The sequence below is a fragment of the Salinibacterium sp. VpJ6 genome (assembly GCF_059767345.1).
Map to the genome: position 1 here is coordinate 1,716,785 of NZ_JBSOQL010000001.1, position 13,531 is coordinate 1,730,315.

16 protein-coding genes are annotated in these 13,531 nt (G+C 63.6%); 8 read left to right on the forward strand and 8 right to left on the reverse strand.

Annotated features, from left to right (window positions below):
* Positions 1-34 precede the first annotated feature (34 nt).
* Both ACWTV1_RS08475 and ACWTV1_RS08480 read right to left on the reverse strand, forming a co-directional pair.
* Entirely contained in the window at positions 35-751 is a 717-nt protein-coding gene (locus ACWTV1_RS08475) for an ABC transporter ATP-binding protein (RefSeq protein WP_498504903.1), read from the reverse strand.
* Positions 748-1,821, reverse strand: coding sequence for an ABC transporter permease (locus tag ACWTV1_RS08480; RefSeq protein ID WP_498505051.1), 1,074 nt, complete (start codon positions 1,819-1,821; stop codon positions 748-750). Before ACWTV1_RS08480 ends, ACWTV1_RS08475 begins: the two co-directional genes overlap by 4 nt.
* Positions 1,822-1,984: 163 nt before the next feature.
* Between ACWTV1_RS08480 and ACWTV1_RS08485 the strand changes: the two genes are divergently transcribed.
* A complete protein-coding gene (locus tag ACWTV1_RS08485; RefSeq protein WP_498504904.1) occupies positions 1,985-3,232 on the forward strand; it encodes a sensor histidine kinase in 1,248 nt (415 codons plus the stop codon).
* A complete protein-coding gene (locus tag ACWTV1_RS08490) occupies positions 3,229-3,849 on the forward strand; it encodes a response regulator transcription factor (protein ID WP_498504905.1) in 621 nt (206 codons plus the stop codon). The genes ACWTV1_RS08485 and ACWTV1_RS08490 overlap by 4 nt, the downstream gene beginning before the upstream one ends.
* A gap of 47 nt (positions 3,850-3,896) precedes the next feature.
* Here the strand turns inward: ACWTV1_RS08490 and ACWTV1_RS08495 are convergent, their stop codons facing one another.
* Together ACWTV1_RS08495 and ACWTV1_RS08500 are read right to left on the reverse strand one after the other, a co-directional pair.
* Positions 3,897-4,292, reverse strand: coding sequence for a GntR family transcriptional regulator (locus ACWTV1_RS08495; RefSeq protein WP_498504906.1), 396 nt, complete (start codon positions 4,290-4,292; stop codon positions 3,897-3,899).
* Positions 4,293-4,340: 48 nt separating this feature from the next.
* Positions 4,341-5,315 (reverse strand): 1-phosphofructokinase family hexose kinase, encoded by a 975-nt coding sequence (locus ACWTV1_RS08500; RefSeq protein ID WP_498504907.1) that lies wholly within the window; start codon positions 5,313-5,315, stop codon positions 4,341-4,343.
* A 105-nt stretch (positions 5,316-5,420) separates the two neighbouring features.
* Between ACWTV1_RS08500 and ACWTV1_RS08505 the strand changes: the two genes are divergently transcribed.
* A complete protein-coding gene (locus ACWTV1_RS08505) occupies positions 5,421-6,527 on the forward strand; it encodes a hypothetical protein (protein WP_498504908.1) in 1,107 nt (368 codons plus the stop codon).
* 85 nt (positions 6,528-6,612) lie between these two features.
* On the opposite strand, the gene ACWTV1_RS08510 is transcribed toward ACWTV1_RS08505, so the two are convergent.
* On the reverse strand, positions 6,613-7,509 hold the full coding sequence (locus tag ACWTV1_RS08510; RefSeq protein ID WP_498504909.1) for an ABC transporter permease: 897 nt from the start codon (positions 7,507-7,509) through the stop codon (positions 6,613-6,615).
* Positions 7,506-8,417 (reverse strand): ABC transporter ATP-binding protein, encoded by a 912-nt coding sequence (locus tag ACWTV1_RS08515; RefSeq protein ID WP_498504910.1) that lies wholly within the window; start codon positions 8,415-8,417, stop codon positions 7,506-7,508. Before ACWTV1_RS08515 ends, ACWTV1_RS08510 begins: the two co-directional genes overlap by 4 nt.
* Positions 8,418-8,575: 158 nt before the next feature.
* Here ACWTV1_RS08515 and ACWTV1_RS08520 point away from each other — a divergent pair, with 158 nt between their 5' ends.
* The 5 genes from ACWTV1_RS08520 to ACWTV1_RS08540 all read left to right on the forward strand — a co-directional run bounded on the left by ACWTV1_RS08520 (position 8,576) and on the right by ACWTV1_RS08540 (position 12,713).
* A complete protein-coding gene (locus ACWTV1_RS08520) occupies positions 8,576-9,814 on the forward strand; it encodes a Fic family protein (protein ID WP_498504911.1) in 1,239 nt (412 codons plus the stop codon).
* 42 nt (positions 9,815-9,856) lie between these two features.
* On the forward strand, positions 9,857-10,060 hold the full coding sequence (locus ACWTV1_RS08525; protein WP_498504912.1) for a hypothetical protein: 204 nt from the start codon (positions 9,857-9,859) through the stop codon (positions 10,058-10,060).
* 296 nt (positions 10,061-10,356) lie between these two features.
* Positions 10,357-10,830 (forward strand): hypothetical protein, encoded by a 474-nt coding sequence (locus ACWTV1_RS08530; RefSeq protein WP_498504913.1) that lies wholly within the window; start codon positions 10,357-10,359, stop codon positions 10,828-10,830.
* Positions 10,831-10,981: 151 nt separating this feature from the next.
* Complete coding sequence (locus ACWTV1_RS08535) at positions 10,982-11,491, forward strand: hypothetical protein (RefSeq protein WP_498504914.1); 510 nt, start codon at positions 10,982-10,984, stop codon at positions 11,489-11,491.
* A 34-nt stretch (positions 11,492-11,525) separates the two neighbouring features.
* A complete protein-coding gene (locus ACWTV1_RS08540; RefSeq protein WP_498504915.1) occupies positions 11,526-12,713 on the forward strand; it encodes an MFS transporter in 1,188 nt (395 codons plus the stop codon).
* A gap of 35 nt (positions 12,714-12,748) precedes the next feature.
* On the opposite strand, the gene ACWTV1_RS08545 is transcribed toward ACWTV1_RS08540, so the two are convergent.
* Positions 12,749-13,117 (reverse strand): hypothetical protein, encoded by a 369-nt coding sequence (locus ACWTV1_RS08545; RefSeq protein WP_498504916.1) that lies wholly within the window; start codon positions 13,115-13,117, stop codon positions 12,749-12,751.
* Positions 13,118-13,171: 54 nt separating this feature from the next.
* Positions 13,172-13,528 carry a cupin domain-containing protein gene (locus ACWTV1_RS08550; protein ID WP_498504917.1) on the reverse strand — a complete coding sequence of 119 codons (357 nt, stop codon included), beginning with the start codon at positions 13,526-13,528 and terminating at the stop codon, positions 13,172-13,174.
* Positions 13,529-13,531: the final 3 nt, after the last annotated feature.

Here is a 13,531-nt window from a genome sequence, read left to right on the forward strand (position 1 = left end):
GCGGTCCGCTGGAGCGATTCGCTGGGCCGGTTCGTTAGAGGGCGACGGGCGCCTCGCCGCGTACTTCGCCGCGCACCGACTCGAGAGCGCCATCCACCATGTTCACAACCGCGTGCATGCGGGGAAGGTGAACGAGGTCGTGGGTCACGAGCAGCGTTGAAGTGTTGCGTTCGTCGGTGAGTCGCAGGATGAGCTCGATGATGCTCGCGCCGCGCTCTTGGTCGAGGGCACTCGTCGGTTCATCAACAAGCAGCACCTTCGGGTCGTTCATGAGGGCGCGAGCGATGTTGATGCGTTGGCGCTGACCGCCCGACAGCTGATGCGGTCGCTTGTGAGCCTGATCGGCCAGGCCCACGGCATCCAGCAGTTCACGAGCGTGAGCGGCAACCGCGGCTCGCTTGCCACGGCTGTGCGGGGCACCGAGCTCGTTCATAACGGCGAGCTGTTCCAGCGCGGTCAGCGAGGGCAGCAGGTTCGACTGCTGAAACACGATGCCGATGCTGTCGCGGCGCAGCTCCGTCGCTTCTGGCGCAGACAGCTGGGCGGCATCCACGTCATCGATCATGACGCGGCCCGAGTCGGGGCGGATGAGGGTGGCGGCTACCGCGAGCAGGCTCGACTTGCCCGAACCACTCGGCCCCGTAATGCCGGTGACCGTGCCGGGGCGCGCGCTGAGCGTGACGTGGTCGACGGCGGTGACGCGGCCTTCGCCGTCGGGAAAGGTGAGAGTGACGTTGTCGAGAGTGATCATCGGGTGCTCCCTAGGGCAGTGAGTGGATCGGCGGTGGTGACGGAACGCAGGGCGAAGGCGGCGCCGGCGAGGCCGAGCACGATCATCACGACTCCCGGCAGCAGGGTGGTGAACGGGCTCAGGATGAACGGCAGCGCGTCACCCATGAGAGCGCCGAGTAACGCAGTTACCCCGATGCCGATCCCGACACCAATCAGCAGCACGATGAGGGCCTGACCCAGAGCATCGCGAACGAGGGAGGAAGTGGATGCTCCGAGCGCCTTCAGCATCGCAATGTCTGCCTTGCGCTGCATCGTCCACACAGTGAAGAACGCACCTATCACGAGGGCGGAAATGCCGAACAGCATCGCGACCATGAGCAGCAGTGAACCGATCTCCGAGCGGAACGAACTGACAGCGGTCAGCGACAGCAGAACGGAGTTGCTGAGGGTGTCGGCGTCGGCATTGATGGCATCCCAGTCGGCATCGCCGGTGACCGCAAGGGCGGTGGCGTAGGCATCCGGATTGCCGGTCGTAGCGGAGTAACCCTGCCAGTCGTCGAGCGTCATCTGCACGACGGGCGTGTGGTTGTACCACCAGTTGCCGCTGACCTTCTCGACCGTGTAATCGGTGCCGGCGATCGTGATGGTGTCGCCGGTGGTGACGTCGAGGCCGGTGGCGGCATCCTCGGAGAGTCCGACCTTACCGTCGCCGCTCGGAGCAGTGTCGTCGAAGTCGGCGACGACGCCGAAGATGGCGATGGCGGTGCTGGACTCGGGGGATTCCGCCTTGGTTTGCGAGACTCCAATGGGGTTGGCCGAGACCACGCCGTCGGCGTCAGCCCAGGTCGTCGCTTGCTTTTCGGTGACGTTCGAGTCGGAGAAGCTCGCCTCATCCGCTCCCTTGCTGCTCGGGGTTGCAAACACGAGTTGGTCGGCGGGGAGCGAGAGAACGCCCGAAATGTTCTGGGCAGCGAGCCCGCCAGTGAGGCCGCTGAGAAATCCGACGAGCAAAGTGATGAGGGCAACGACGGTGCCAATGAGCACAAATCGTCCGCGGGCAAAGCGTAGATCGCGCCACGCAACAAACATGGGGAGTCCTTTCGGCGTCGACGAATGGCGACAGTAACCAGCATCCTCCGCAGCGGGCGGCAGGGCATCGGCCGAGAGGGTGCACTTGCGAACGCTAAGTGCGGAGCCCACAATCATCCTTTCGGTGGATAGAAGGGGTCGTGCGTGGCAGTAGGGTCGAAGAATGAGCCACACTGCGTTGACCCCTGTCTTTGTGGGGTTGCGCACCAGTTTGCACATTCTCTTTGTTGCTCTCACGGTGTTGGTTGTCGTGCGGGCTCTTGTGGATGGCAACCCCTTTACGGCGGCGGTGATCGCGCTCTCCGCGGTGCTTCTCGTCACCTATGGTTTTGGCGGCTATTTGGCCCGGCATGCCATGAGTTCGGGAGCGAGTGCTCAGTCAGCCACCGCCTACGTGTGGGCGCTCGTGCTGTCAGCCGAGTGGCTGGCGCTGGTGTGGTTGAGCCCGGATGCCGCCTACCTCGTGTTCCCGCTGTTCTTTCTCTATCTGCACCTGTTGCCTCGCGGCTGGCGCACCCTCGCCGTGCTGGGGTCGACGTTGCTGGCCATTGCAGCCCTCGGTCTCCACAGCGAGTGGACGGTCGGCGGAGTAGTCGGCCCGTTGGTCGGTGCCGGCGTCGCCATCGTGATCGGTCTCGGCTACAAATCACTCGCGGCCGAGGCGGCGGAACGCGAACTGTTGGTGAAGCAACTCCTTGAGACGCGCGACCAGCTGGCGCAGACTGAACGTGAATCCGGGGTGCTTGCCGAACGCGCCCGACTCGCGCGCGAAATTCACGACACCGTCGCTCAAGGGCTGTCGAGCATCCAGATGCTGCTGCACGCTGCTGAGCGCGCTGACCCGGATGCCGCTGGCCTCGAGCATGTGCGTCTGGCTCGCGAGACTGCCGCCGCCAACTTGGCCGACACTCGCAACTTCATCCGCGAACTCGCCCCGGCAGCCCTCGTGGACCAGGGGATTGGTGCAGCGTTGCGCCGCCTTGCAGACACTCAGTGGCAGAGCCCCGATCGCGAAGTGCGCGTTCGCGTGGCGGATGCTCTCGACCTGCCGATGCCCGTGCAGACCGCGCTGTTGCGAATCGCGCAGGGAGCAATGGCGAACGTTGTGCAGCACTCCGAAGCAACGCAGGCGACTATCTCGATTGAGCGCGATCGTTCGCACGTGCGGCTGACGATCGCCGATAACGGTCGTGGCTTTGACCCTGCCGTGGTCGAGGATGCATCGGCGCGAGGTTTCTCAGATTCGTTCGGGCTCACGGCCACACGCGAGCGGGTCGAGCAGCTTGATGGAACGCTGACGGTCGAGTCGCAGGCGGGCGAGGGCACCACGGTGACGGTTGACCTGACAGTGGCTCCGCGTGCGGTTGCTGGTTCTGCTGCGGGCGCGACTGAGTTGGGGGAGCACGCATGATTCGGGTAGCGATTGCCGATGATCATCCCGTGGTGCGCGCGGGCTTGCGGGCACTGCTGGAGCACGAAGACGACCTGACGGTGGTGGGCGAAGCAGCGAATCCGGATGAGGCGTTCGCGCTCGTGCAGTCGGTGAACCCGAGTGTGGTGCTGATGGATCTGCAGTTTGGGGCGCAGGAGACCGGGGCCGATGTCACGCGCCGCATCCGTGCTCTGGATGCTGCACCTTACGTTTTGGTGCTGACCAACTACGACACCGATGGTGACATTCTGGGCGCGGTCGAAGCTGGCGCGAGTGGCTACTTGCTCAAGGATGCTCCGCCGCATGAGTTGATCGCGGCGGTGCGCGCTGCGGCCGCGGGGGAGAGTGCCCTGGCGCCCGTCATTGCGGGGCGGCTGCTTGATCGAATGCGGGCGCCGCAAGTGAGCCTCAGCAAGCGCGAGATCGAAGTGCTGGAGCGGGTTGCTGCCGGGATGTCGAACGCGGCGATCGCGGGAGAGATGTTCGTTTCGCAGACCACCGTGAAGTCGCACCTTGTGCACATCTTCTCGAAGCTGAACGTGTCATCGCGCACGGCTGCGGTGTCGAAGGCACGCGAGCTGGGAGTGCTGCGGTAGTTCGTGCGCTGTGCTGCAGCGGTGCGGATGTGGCCGCCGTCTCGCTGCTACTTCTTGAGCGCGACGGTGATGAAGCGCAGGGCTTCGTCGTCGCTGATGCCGAGTTCGGTAGCGCGACTGGCGTACGCCTTGGCCTCGAGTTGAAGTAGGGCGGCGGCATCGCCGGGCTGGGCTTTGACGACGGTGCCGTTGCGGCCGCGCGAGTGCAGAAAGCCATCGGCTTCGAGCTCGCGGTAGGCGCGGGCGACCGTGTTGGGGGCGATGCCGAGGTCGCTCGCGAGTTGGCGCACCGTGGCCAGTTTGGTGCCAGCGAGCAGTTCACCGTTGGCGATTTGGGCGATGGCTTGAGCCTTAATCTGCTCAAATGGTGGGATCGACGCAGACGTGTCGATCTCGAAAGTAACGGGACTTTCGGTCGGCGTGCGACGCCATGATTCAGCCATGGTTGATTCTCTCACACGGTGATTGGTGGCATCCAAGCCTGTTCACAACTAATAGCGAGTCGCCTCGGGCAGCAGTTTTTCGAGCGCTTCCACTTCGGCAATCGCGCACATCTCCGTGGCCGGTTTCGCCGCGGTGGCGCTGCCGGCGCACACGGCGGAGCGGAACGCGGCCTCGGGATCGCGGCCCTGCGACAGCCGCCACACGAACGCTCCGAGGAAAGCATCGCCCGCTCCCACCGCGCTCTGCACTTGCACGTGAGGTACCGGCAAACGGATGACGCCAGCAGGCGAGGCGAGCACGGCACCCTGGTCGCCCAAAGTGAGGGCCACGAGTTGGGCGGAGCCGCGCGCGACAAGTTCGGCGGCAGCATCCACTTCGGCCTGCTCGGTGGAGAGCTCTCGGCCGACGAGCTCGCTGAGTTCGCGCAGGCTGGGTTTCACGAGATAGACGCCCTCGGCGAGAGCCGCGGTCAGTGCTTCGCCCGAGGTGTCGATGATCGAGCGCGCTCCGCGTTGGTGCGCCAGGCGTGCAACTTGGGCATAAAAGTCGGTGGGCACGCCGGGTGGCAGGCTGCCGCTGGCGACGACGTAACCGCCGGGAACGATGGCGGCCTCGAGCGCCGCGAGGCAACTGCGCCACTCGGCCTCGGCGAACTCGGGGCCCTGCAGCACGAAGCGAAACTGTTCGCCCGAGCCGCCTTCATCCACCGTGAAACTCTCGCGGGTGGTTCCGTCAATCGGCACGACCACACTCGGCACGTTCTCGGCCTCAAGCAGCTGTCGGTAGGTCGCGCCGGTCAGGCCACCCGCAGCGTAGATGGCGAGCGCATCCCCGCCGAGACTCTGGATGGTGCGCGCCACATTCACTCCACCGCCTCCCGGGTCGATCCGGCTGGGACCGCAGCGCATCTTGTGATCCTTAATGACTTGCGCTGTCGACGTACTGATGTCGAGCGCGGGATTCACCGTGAGCGTCACGATCGGCCGTGCCCTCGTGGGCAGCGGAAAAGTAGCGGATGCCATGCTTCCCACTGTATTGCGTTGCGACTGCCGCAGCGCCGGGGCTAGCTCTCGGTTGAACCACTCGCGACTCTTCACTTCGGGGCGGGTGCCGCTTACCCTGATCCCATGCCTGTGGATGCTCACACCCTGCTCGCGGGACCGCGCGGTCGCCGTCTCTGCCTGGCCGCGGCGTGCCACGATCCGCACAGTGAGCGCCCTGAGGTTGCGGTGTTCAATTACCTGCTCGGATGGGCCACCCATCAGCTCGAAAAAGTCCGTGGCCAGGAGGGCACCATCTTCGGTTGGGGCATCCCCGATCCGCTTCCGGAGCCCACCGTCGAGGAGGTCGTCGAGGCGCTTGAAGCGATCCCGCTGGCTTCTCTGCCCGCGCTCACTTCTGCCGATCTTCTCGAAGCTTTGGGTGCCTCCGTTGACAACGCGCGCTACTGGCAGGAGCCCGATGGCACCGACGAGTTGTTGTCGGATGCTCGGCTCAAGCCCGCGCTCGAACGCATCGCTGAGCACGTGGTTGCCCTGCCGGCGGCCGCATGGTGGAGCGAACCCCTCGCGGCCGAGCAGTGGGCGGTGCAGTTTCGCGATACTTTTCTCCAGCGAGCAGCCCCCAGGGGGCTAGCGCGGATCTTCGACCAATGGCGCACAGCGGCTGACGAAGAAGAGGAGCGCTTTATCGAGTACTACTCGGCTGATTCGGCAGGGAATCTGTCGGGAACATGGTGGTCCCGACCGCCCCTTGAACCGGCGATGTCAACCCGCGCACTGCCTGAGGTGGGGCCGGTCGGTGTGTGGCTGGTCGAGGATCGCATGGGGGACGAACCAGCCGATGTGCAGCGAGTGCACTTTGCGCGCTCCGCTCGGGTGTTTGAGATCAGTGGCGCCGAGTCATGGGCCGAGTTGTGTCGCTCGTATCCTTTGGATGTCAGCGCTGGGCGTCGTTATGACTGGTTTCTGACGACGGGTCGTACGGGGGCGTGGACGATGCCGGACTGGTCGTTGGTTGCTCGTGACTTTGACGCGGTGCACCTGTCGGTCGCGGCTTATCTCTCTGCAGCAGGCACAGCCATTCCAATCGACAGCGACACCGCGAGCGTGATCGCTGGCTGGGACCCCGACGCGACGTATTGGCTGACCAATGTGGTGCTGGGAGAGTTTTCGGAAACGAGTTGGACACTGGATGAACGCACGCGGCGATGGGCTGCCACCGCGCACCGATAATCGGGCGATCGCACGATAAACGCCCTCTCCTGCCGCGTGAACTACGTAGAGGAGAGGGCGTTTGTGGTGAGTTCGTGAAAGAACCTTAGGCGTCGCGACGCTTGATGAGGGCGGCGGCGGCGATGAACAACACAACCACCCAGGCGACCAGCACCAGGAAGCCCTGCGTGGCATCAAGGGTGATGATGTCAGAGCCCGTGGGGACCGGCGGGCCGCCCATAAACGATCCATCACCGATGGCGTACATGAGTGCTCCCGCATTCGACGGCAAGAACGCTGACAGGTTCTGAACCCACACGGCCTGGGTAATGGCGGCGAGGATCCCGAGCACGGTTGGCACGACGAGGATCAGTCCTAAGACTGTTGCGATGCCGCCCGCGCTGTTGCGAAGGATCGCACCGAAGCCAAAGGCAAGCAGGGCGACAAGGGTGAGGTAGCCAGCTCCGCCAACGAGGGCGCGCATGACTTCGCCATCGAGGAGCTGACCTTCAACGCCTTGGCTGGCCAGAATAGGTGCAGTGATCAGCGCAGTGGCCACAATCGATCCAAGGCTCACCACGAAAGTCGCCAGTGCCAGCACGAACGCTTTGGCAAAGAAGGCAGGCAATCGCTTTGGCACTGCGGCGAACGTAGAACGGATCATGCCGGTCGTGTATTCACCGCTGATGATGAGCACACCGAGCACAGCGGCGACAAGTTGCGTGAAGCTCACACCAAGGGTTGCCACGATGACGGTGAACGACTTCTGGGTCTCTGTGTCAAGTGCCGGGCCACCGGAGGTGTCGAACGTGACTGCCATGAGCAAGCCGAAGGCCACCGTAAGCAATACGAAAATAGCGAACAACCACAGAGTTGAGCGCAGAGTGCGCAGCTTGATCCATTCGGAACGTACAACGCGGGCGAAGTTCAGACGAGTTGCACCCTGAACTCGTGCGTTCTGAGCGCCCGAGGGCTGGGGGGCTTCGTGGGTAGTCGTGGTCATCGGGAAACCTCCGAGTGGTATTCGACGTCGTCTTGCGTGAGTTCTAGGTAGGCGTCTTCGAGCGAAGCCGACAGGGGGGTGAGTTCGTGCAAGACGATCCCGGACTGTGCTGCTGCTTCACCGATCTGAGCGGATGCCAGCCCTGCGATGTTCAGAACGCCGCCTTCGATGCTGGTGATGGTGGCGTCGCTGCTCGAGAGTCGGTTGGCGAGCTCGGCAGCGTGCGGCGTGCGCACGCGCACGGCGGTGCCGGTGGCGATAGCGAGAATCTCGCTCACTGGGGCATCCGCAATGATGCGGCCGCGGCCCAGCACGATCAGGTGATCAGCGGTTTGCGCCATCTCGCTCATCAGGTGTGAGGAGAGGAAGATTGTGCGGCCTTCGGAGGCGAGCTGCCGGGTGAGCTTGCGTACCCACATGACACCTTCGGGGTCGAGGCCGTTGACGGGCTCGTCGAGAATCAGTGTTTGTGGGTCACCGAGCAGGGCGGCAGCAATTCCGAGACGCTGCCCCATTCCGAGCGAGAATCCGCCAACGCGTTTCTTCGCGACGGACTCGAGGCCAGTCATGGCGATGACTTCATTGACGCGAGCTTTGCCGATGCCGTGGGTCGCGCCCATCGCGAGCAAATGGTTGTAGGCGGTGCGACCGGTATGGATTGCTTTCGCATCGAGCAGAGCACCCACTTCCTGCATGGGGTTGTGGTGCTGGGCGTACTGCTTGCCGTTGACGGTCACAGAGCCGGAGTCGGGACGATCGAGCCCGATGATTGTGCGCATGGTGGTGGACTTGCCGGCACCGTTGGGGCCCAGAAAGCCGGTGACGAGACCGGGACGGATGGTCGCGGTGATGTTATCGACGGCAGTTTTGGCGCCGTACCTCTTGGTTAATCCTTGAATTTCGATCATGTTTCAAGTTTAAGGGCGGGAGGGAGAAGACGCGTCCCCCACAAGGATGACCTTCAGCGCTAAAGGATGATCTTTGCCGGGACCTCATTGCGAACTAAGTATCGGTTAGCATCACGCTTACCAGCATTTAATGCCTTAAGTGCTGGTACAGTCGAGCGATGGAATCAGGAGATGTAAGTGCTGCGGAACTAGCCGTCTCGCCGGTGAGCCATGAAACACGCCAGTGGGTTCCTCGGTATCCGCAGATGTATTCCAAAGCCGAAGTAGAGAGCCAAACGGGCGAATACGCGGCAGCGCTAACCCCCGCTATTGCGCACTGGGCACCCCAGCTCAGCGGTGAAATGATGGCGAACGTTGAGGGGGCCGCTCTCGCGCTCCGAGAGTTCGACCTTCACTCGCTCACCCTTTTCGGGTCAGCGGATCCCACGCTTGCCCCCATGTCGGCCATACTTTTGCGAACGGAGTCTGCGTTAAGCAGCCAGATAGAACAACTGACGACATCCGCAAAGCAACTTGCGCTTGCCGAGCTTGACGAAGGCCGCAAGCACAACGCACTCACTGTGGTGGGAAACGTTCGCGCTATGGAAGCGGCGCTTCGGCTCTCCGATACTCCCGACCAACCCAGTATCCTCGCGATGCACTACGAGTTGCTCAGCCGTCAACCCGGCGTCGAGCACGAAGCGGGACGCTATCGGCAGGAGCTCGTCTGGATCGGGAATCGCGATAACGCCGGGCCGCGAGGGGCGACCTTCATTGCGCCCCAGCATCAGCATGTTGCGAGTGCGGTCAGCGACGTCGTTCTGTTTATGCGCCGAGTCGACTTACCGGCGCTCGTGCAGGTTGCCGTAGCGCACGCTCAATTCGAGACCATTCATCCGTTCGTCGACGGCAACGGCCGCACTGGTAGAGCAATCGCTCAGGCGATGTTGCGGAACAAGGGGCTGACAACCCACACGACAGTGCCGCTCTCAGCAGGTTTGCTCGTGGACACCGAGGCCTATTTCTCGGCGCTGACCGCATACCGTGCGGGCGACGCCGGGCCGATCGTGCGACGCTTCGCAGACGCCTGCCGCTACGCGGCCGTGACCGGTCGCGAACTGGTGGACAGCCTCGCGGCCGAGCTGCAGCGATCTCGTGAGGCGCTAAGCGGCATCCGTTCTGACTCAGCCGCCTGGAGAGTGTTGCCGTGGCTCATAGGGCAACCCGTTGTCAACACTCGGTACCTCGTCGAGGCGCTGGCGCTCACCGACGCAACCGTGGTTCGCGCCCTCGACGTGCTCGTCGACCGCGGAGTGGTTATCGAACGAACTGGATTCTCACGCAACCGAGTGTGGGAACACCCCGGAATTCTTGGCGTGCTTGATTCCTATGCAGCCCGGATTCGTCGCGGGGTGTGAGCGTCGCTAGCGCCGAGGTGGCCGCGCGCGTAACCTGAGCGTATGTCTGATTATGTGGGTCGCCAGTTAATCACCGTCACCGTCCCCGGCACTGACATGGAGGCCGCGGCGGCGGCGCTGCGGGAGAAGCTGGCCGAGCATCCCGACGCTCGCGTCACGGCCCTGACGCAGCGTTCGACCAGCCTGTGGGCTGGCATCTTTTCGCAAAACATCCAGCTTCTCGCGGCGATCGAATACACCGAGTAGCGAAACGGTCAACGCCTTGAGCCCGTCCACCTCCATGGGGCTCTGACGCGAGCCATCACCTGTGCCTCCGGGTTGACACGGGCCCCGCGCTCGCGTCGAGCAGTTCTGTTATTCGGTCCATCACGTTCTCCGCTTCGTAGGGTTGCTCCTACTCAGTACATGTCCGACTTCACTAGGGCTGTCCACGTTTGCGGCGATTAATTGTCGTTTGCCCATTAGTCGCTCGACATTTTCTCGACTTCCGGCCTAGCCTATGGGTGGGGAAGGGGCTTACGCACGATCGCGAGGATTTTCTCATGTCACAAGACTCGATGACCAAGGTGGTGGAGTCGGACGATCTGTCGCGGGCCAAGGTGATCGTGGCGGGCACCCAACGGCTGATTGTCACGGCGGCGCTCGCGACGGTCGGCTACGGCGCGTTTCTTCTAGCGGGCAAGGGAATTTGTGCGGGCGTGCTCACTAGCGGAGGCGGCTTTATCGACGCGGACCGCAACGTCACCGTCAACGTGCCGCAATGCATCTCTTTGACTCAGGCGCCCAGCGGCATCATCTACGTCGTGATCGCTGTCACCACGATTCTTGCGATCCGTACAGTGCAGCGCCGGGCGGGCACGGCTGCAGAGGTTCTGCGCTATATCGACCGTGCCGCCGCCGGCCTTGTCATTCTGGCCGTGGCCGCCGTGATCATCAGTTATGCCTGGTTCTCGCCGCTTCCGAGCACTGGCTGGGATGGCGGGGGCACGCTCCTCTTCTTGCCCTTGGCACGGTAGGCCTGGATCTTTCTCCTCATCGTGACGTCGTGCTCGCCCCGAATGGACCTCCGCGCTGCGCGAGCAAGGGGTTAGTTGGTCGACGCGCTCGATATTTTCTCGACTTTCGCCGTAGCCTAGGGGGACCACGAATTAACGCGAGGAGATTCCCATGTCCCAGGAGTCGATGACCGAGACGGCGAATTCCACGGGCCTGACCCAGGCCAAAGAGATCGTGGCGCGCATCCAGCGACTGATCATCACGGCAGCGCTCGCGGCGTTCGGCTACGGCGCCTTTCTCATGGCCGGTAGGTCGTATTGCCCGGGCGGATTCAGTGGCGACGGTGACTTTATCGATGCGGATGGCAGCGTCACCCAGAGTGTGCCGCAGTGCATCTCCCTCACGCTCGGGCCGAGTGGCGTCATCTACATTGCGATCGCTGTCATCGCGATTCTTGCGATCCGCGCCGTGCAGCGCCGGGCGAGCACCGTGGCGGAGGCGATGCGCTATCTCGACCGTGCCGCCGCCGGCATCGTGATTCTGGTCGTCGCATCCTTGGTCATCAGTTACGTCTGGTTCTCGCTAATTCCGATAACCGACTGGAATGGCAGTGGAACATTTTTCTTCCCCTTCCCCTTCGGCGCAGTAGAGGTCGACATTTCGCCGATGCAGTCGCCGTAAGCCGAGTGCGCGGTTAGCTGGGAGTATTGATCCCATGACCGCCACTGCCACTCCGGCCCGCCTTCGCGCCGCCACGATTGCGACCTTCGTCGTCTTTGGAATCAACGGGTTGGTGTTCGCCAGTTGGGCGGCCCGCATTCCGGCAGTCACCGAGACGCTGGGCCTCACACCGGGGCAGATGGGTGGCCTTCTGCTGTGCCTCGCGGTGGGATCCCTCATTGCGCTTCCGACCGCCGGCTACATCACCCAACGAATCGGCGCCGCCAACACGGTACGAGTCGCCGGCCTCATCGCGGCGCTCGCCGCGGCAGGCGTCGCGCTCTCGCTTTCCGCTGCAACCACCATGGGCACCGCCGTATCGCTCTTCGTCTTCGGCATCGGAATTGGGCTCTGGGATGTCGCCATCAACATCGAGGGCGCCGACGTTGAACACCGGGTCGGGCGCACGATCATGCCGCAGTTGCACGCCGCTTTCAGCGGAGGAGCATTCCTCGGCGCCATTATCGGCGCGGGCCTCGCCAACATCGGTATCGGCCTACCGGCTCACCTCTTCGTCATCGCTGCTGTTGTTGCGGTGGCGACGCAATGGCTTCCGCGTTACTTTGTGCCGCGCATCCCGGAGCCGACTCAGCCCACAGGCGACGTTGCTTCGCCCAAGGCACGCAGCGTGTGGAGTGACCGCCGCACCCTGCTCATTGGTGTTGTGGTGCTCGGGGCGACGCTCACCGAAGGCGCCGGGAATGACTGGATCGCCAAGGCTGCGGTCGACGGACTCGAGGTCACCGAAGCCAACGGTGCCTTCATGTTCGCCACCTTCGTGCTGGCGATGACCGCTATGCGCCTCTTCGGCGGCCGAGCGATTGATGCATTCGGTCGTGTCGTGGTGCTGCGGGGAAGTATGGCCGCAGCCGCCATCGGCCTCACCGTTTTCGTGGTCGCCCCCACCCTCTGGCTCGCCCTGATCGGTGTCGCACTCTGGGGAGTTGGGGCTGCGCTCGCCTTCCCGATGGGGATGTCGGCGGCAGCCGATGACCCGAAGCACGCTGCAGCCAGAGTGTCTGTCGTTGCCACTATCGGCTACGTGGCTTTCCTTGCCGGACCGCCACTGCTGGGGTTCCTCGGCGACGCCGTCGGAATCAGGGGCGCTTTGCTCGCGATTGGGCTTCCGATTCTGGTGGCACTCGTGCTCGCCGGCGCAGCGAAACCGCTGCCGAAGAAGTAGCTCAGCGCCCGTGCGAACGCCGCCGGAGAGTCAGCTCAGGGCTTAACGGCCTCGTCGACGATGCCCACGAAACGGCTACCGATGCCGTCGACTTCTGAGCGGTACACACCCTCAGCAGGCTCGGGGAGTTCGGTGGGGGAGTGCCAGTCGCACGAGAGATACGTGAACGCGGGCCACCACTTCTTGGGGCGAGCCGCCTCCGTGAAGCCGCACACCGTGCAGGTCAGCTGCATCCACACGGGGCGCTTGCCGGTGCGGTTGGCGCGCGACTGAACCAGCCACGCTGGCGGGTTTGTTTCAAGTTCTTCGAACTCGGCATCCGACATCCGCGACGGAATGCCGTGCCTCGTGGCCATCTCCAGAGGGATGTCGAGGCGAAGCGCAGCTTCCCGTTTCGTAATCATGCTTCTACGGTACGCGACCCGGGCGACTGCAGCAGCCTCAGTCGGGCCTACGCGCTAGCTGATGTAGATCTTGCGCAGCGTTTCGGTGATGGTCCAGGTGGTCTGCATGCCGTCGGTGAGCCGCACAACATCGCCGGGGCCGACAACGACGGTGCGATCATCCGCAGCGTAATGGATGCTGGCGCGCCCGCTAATGACAACAAAGACCTCATCGACCTCGGTGTCTGTTGCAGTGCCCGTAGCCATTTCCCAGATGCCGATCTCGCTGTCGCCGAGGGTGTCGAGCACGGCGTAGCCCGCGGTGGGAGTGCCCTCCACCACATCAGTTGCCTCGAGTGCTTCGTGGGTGACGGGGACGGCGCTCGCCGCGAGGGGCGTGCCGGGGGTGAGAAGCGCTGCGGGTTCAGTCATGGG

What these genes read in the sequence shown, in the direction of transcription:
- ACWTV1_RS08520 (WP_498504911.1), top strand. Translation starts at nt 8,576, where the DNA reads ATGGAATCAGGAGATGTAAGTGCTGCGGAACTAGCCGTCTCGCCGGTG.
- ACWTV1_RS08545 (WP_498504916.1), bottom strand. Translation starts at nt 13,117, where the DNA reads ATGATTACGAAACGGGAAGCTGCGCTTCGCCTCGACATCCCTCTGGAG.
- ACWTV1_RS08550 (WP_498504917.1), bottom strand. Translation starts at nt 13,528, where the DNA reads ATGACTGAACCCGCAGCGCTTCTCACCCCCGGCACGCCCCTCGCGGCG.
- ACWTV1_RS08540 (WP_498504915.1), top strand. Translation starts at nt 11,526, where the DNA reads ATGACCGCCACTGCCACTCCGGCCCGCCTTCGCGCCGCCACGATTGCG.
- ACWTV1_RS08485 (WP_498504904.1), top strand. Translation starts at nt 1,985, where the DNA reads ATGAGCCACACTGCGTTGACCCCTGTCTTTGTGGGGTTGCGCACCAGT.
- ACWTV1_RS08530 (WP_498504913.1), top strand. Translation starts at nt 10,357, where the DNA reads ATGTCACAAGACTCGATGACCAAGGTGGTGGAGTCGGACGATCTGTCG.
- ACWTV1_RS08495 (WP_498504906.1), bottom strand. Translation starts at nt 4,292, where the DNA reads ATGGCTGAATCATGGCGTCGCACGCCGACCGAAAGTCCCGTTACTTTC.
- ACWTV1_RS08505 (WP_498504908.1), top strand. Translation starts at nt 5,421, where the DNA reads ATGCCTGTGGATGCTCACACCCTGCTCGCGGGACCGCGCGGTCGCCGT.
- ACWTV1_RS08480 (WP_498505051.1), bottom strand. Translation starts at nt 1,821, where the DNA reads ATGTTTGTTGCGTGGCGCGATCTACGCTTTGCCCGCGGACGATTTGTG.
- ACWTV1_RS08500 (WP_498504907.1), bottom strand. Translation starts at nt 5,315, where the DNA reads ATGGCATCCGCTACTTTTCCGCTGCCCACGAGGGCACGGCCGATCGTG.
- ACWTV1_RS08510 (WP_498504909.1), bottom strand. Translation starts at nt 7,509, where the DNA reads ATGACCACGACTACCCACGAAGCCCCCCAGCCCTCGGGCGCTCAGAAC.
- ACWTV1_RS08535 (WP_498504914.1), top strand. Translation starts at nt 10,982, where the DNA reads ATGTCCCAGGAGTCGATGACCGAGACGGCGAATTCCACGGGCCTGACC.
- ACWTV1_RS08525 (WP_498504912.1), top strand. Translation starts at nt 9,857, where the DNA reads ATGTCTGATTATGTGGGTCGCCAGTTAATCACCGTCACCGTCCCCGGC.
- ACWTV1_RS08490 (WP_498504905.1), top strand. Translation starts at nt 3,229, where the DNA reads ATGATTCGGGTAGCGATTGCCGATGATCATCCCGTGGTGCGCGCGGGC.
- ACWTV1_RS08475 (WP_498504903.1), bottom strand. Translation starts at nt 751, where the DNA reads ATGATCACTCTCGACAACGTCACTCTCACCTTTCCCGACGGCGAAGGC.
- ACWTV1_RS08515 (WP_498504910.1), bottom strand. Translation starts at nt 8,417, where the DNA reads ATGATCGAAATTCAAGGATTAACCAAGAGGTACGGCGCCAAAACTGCC.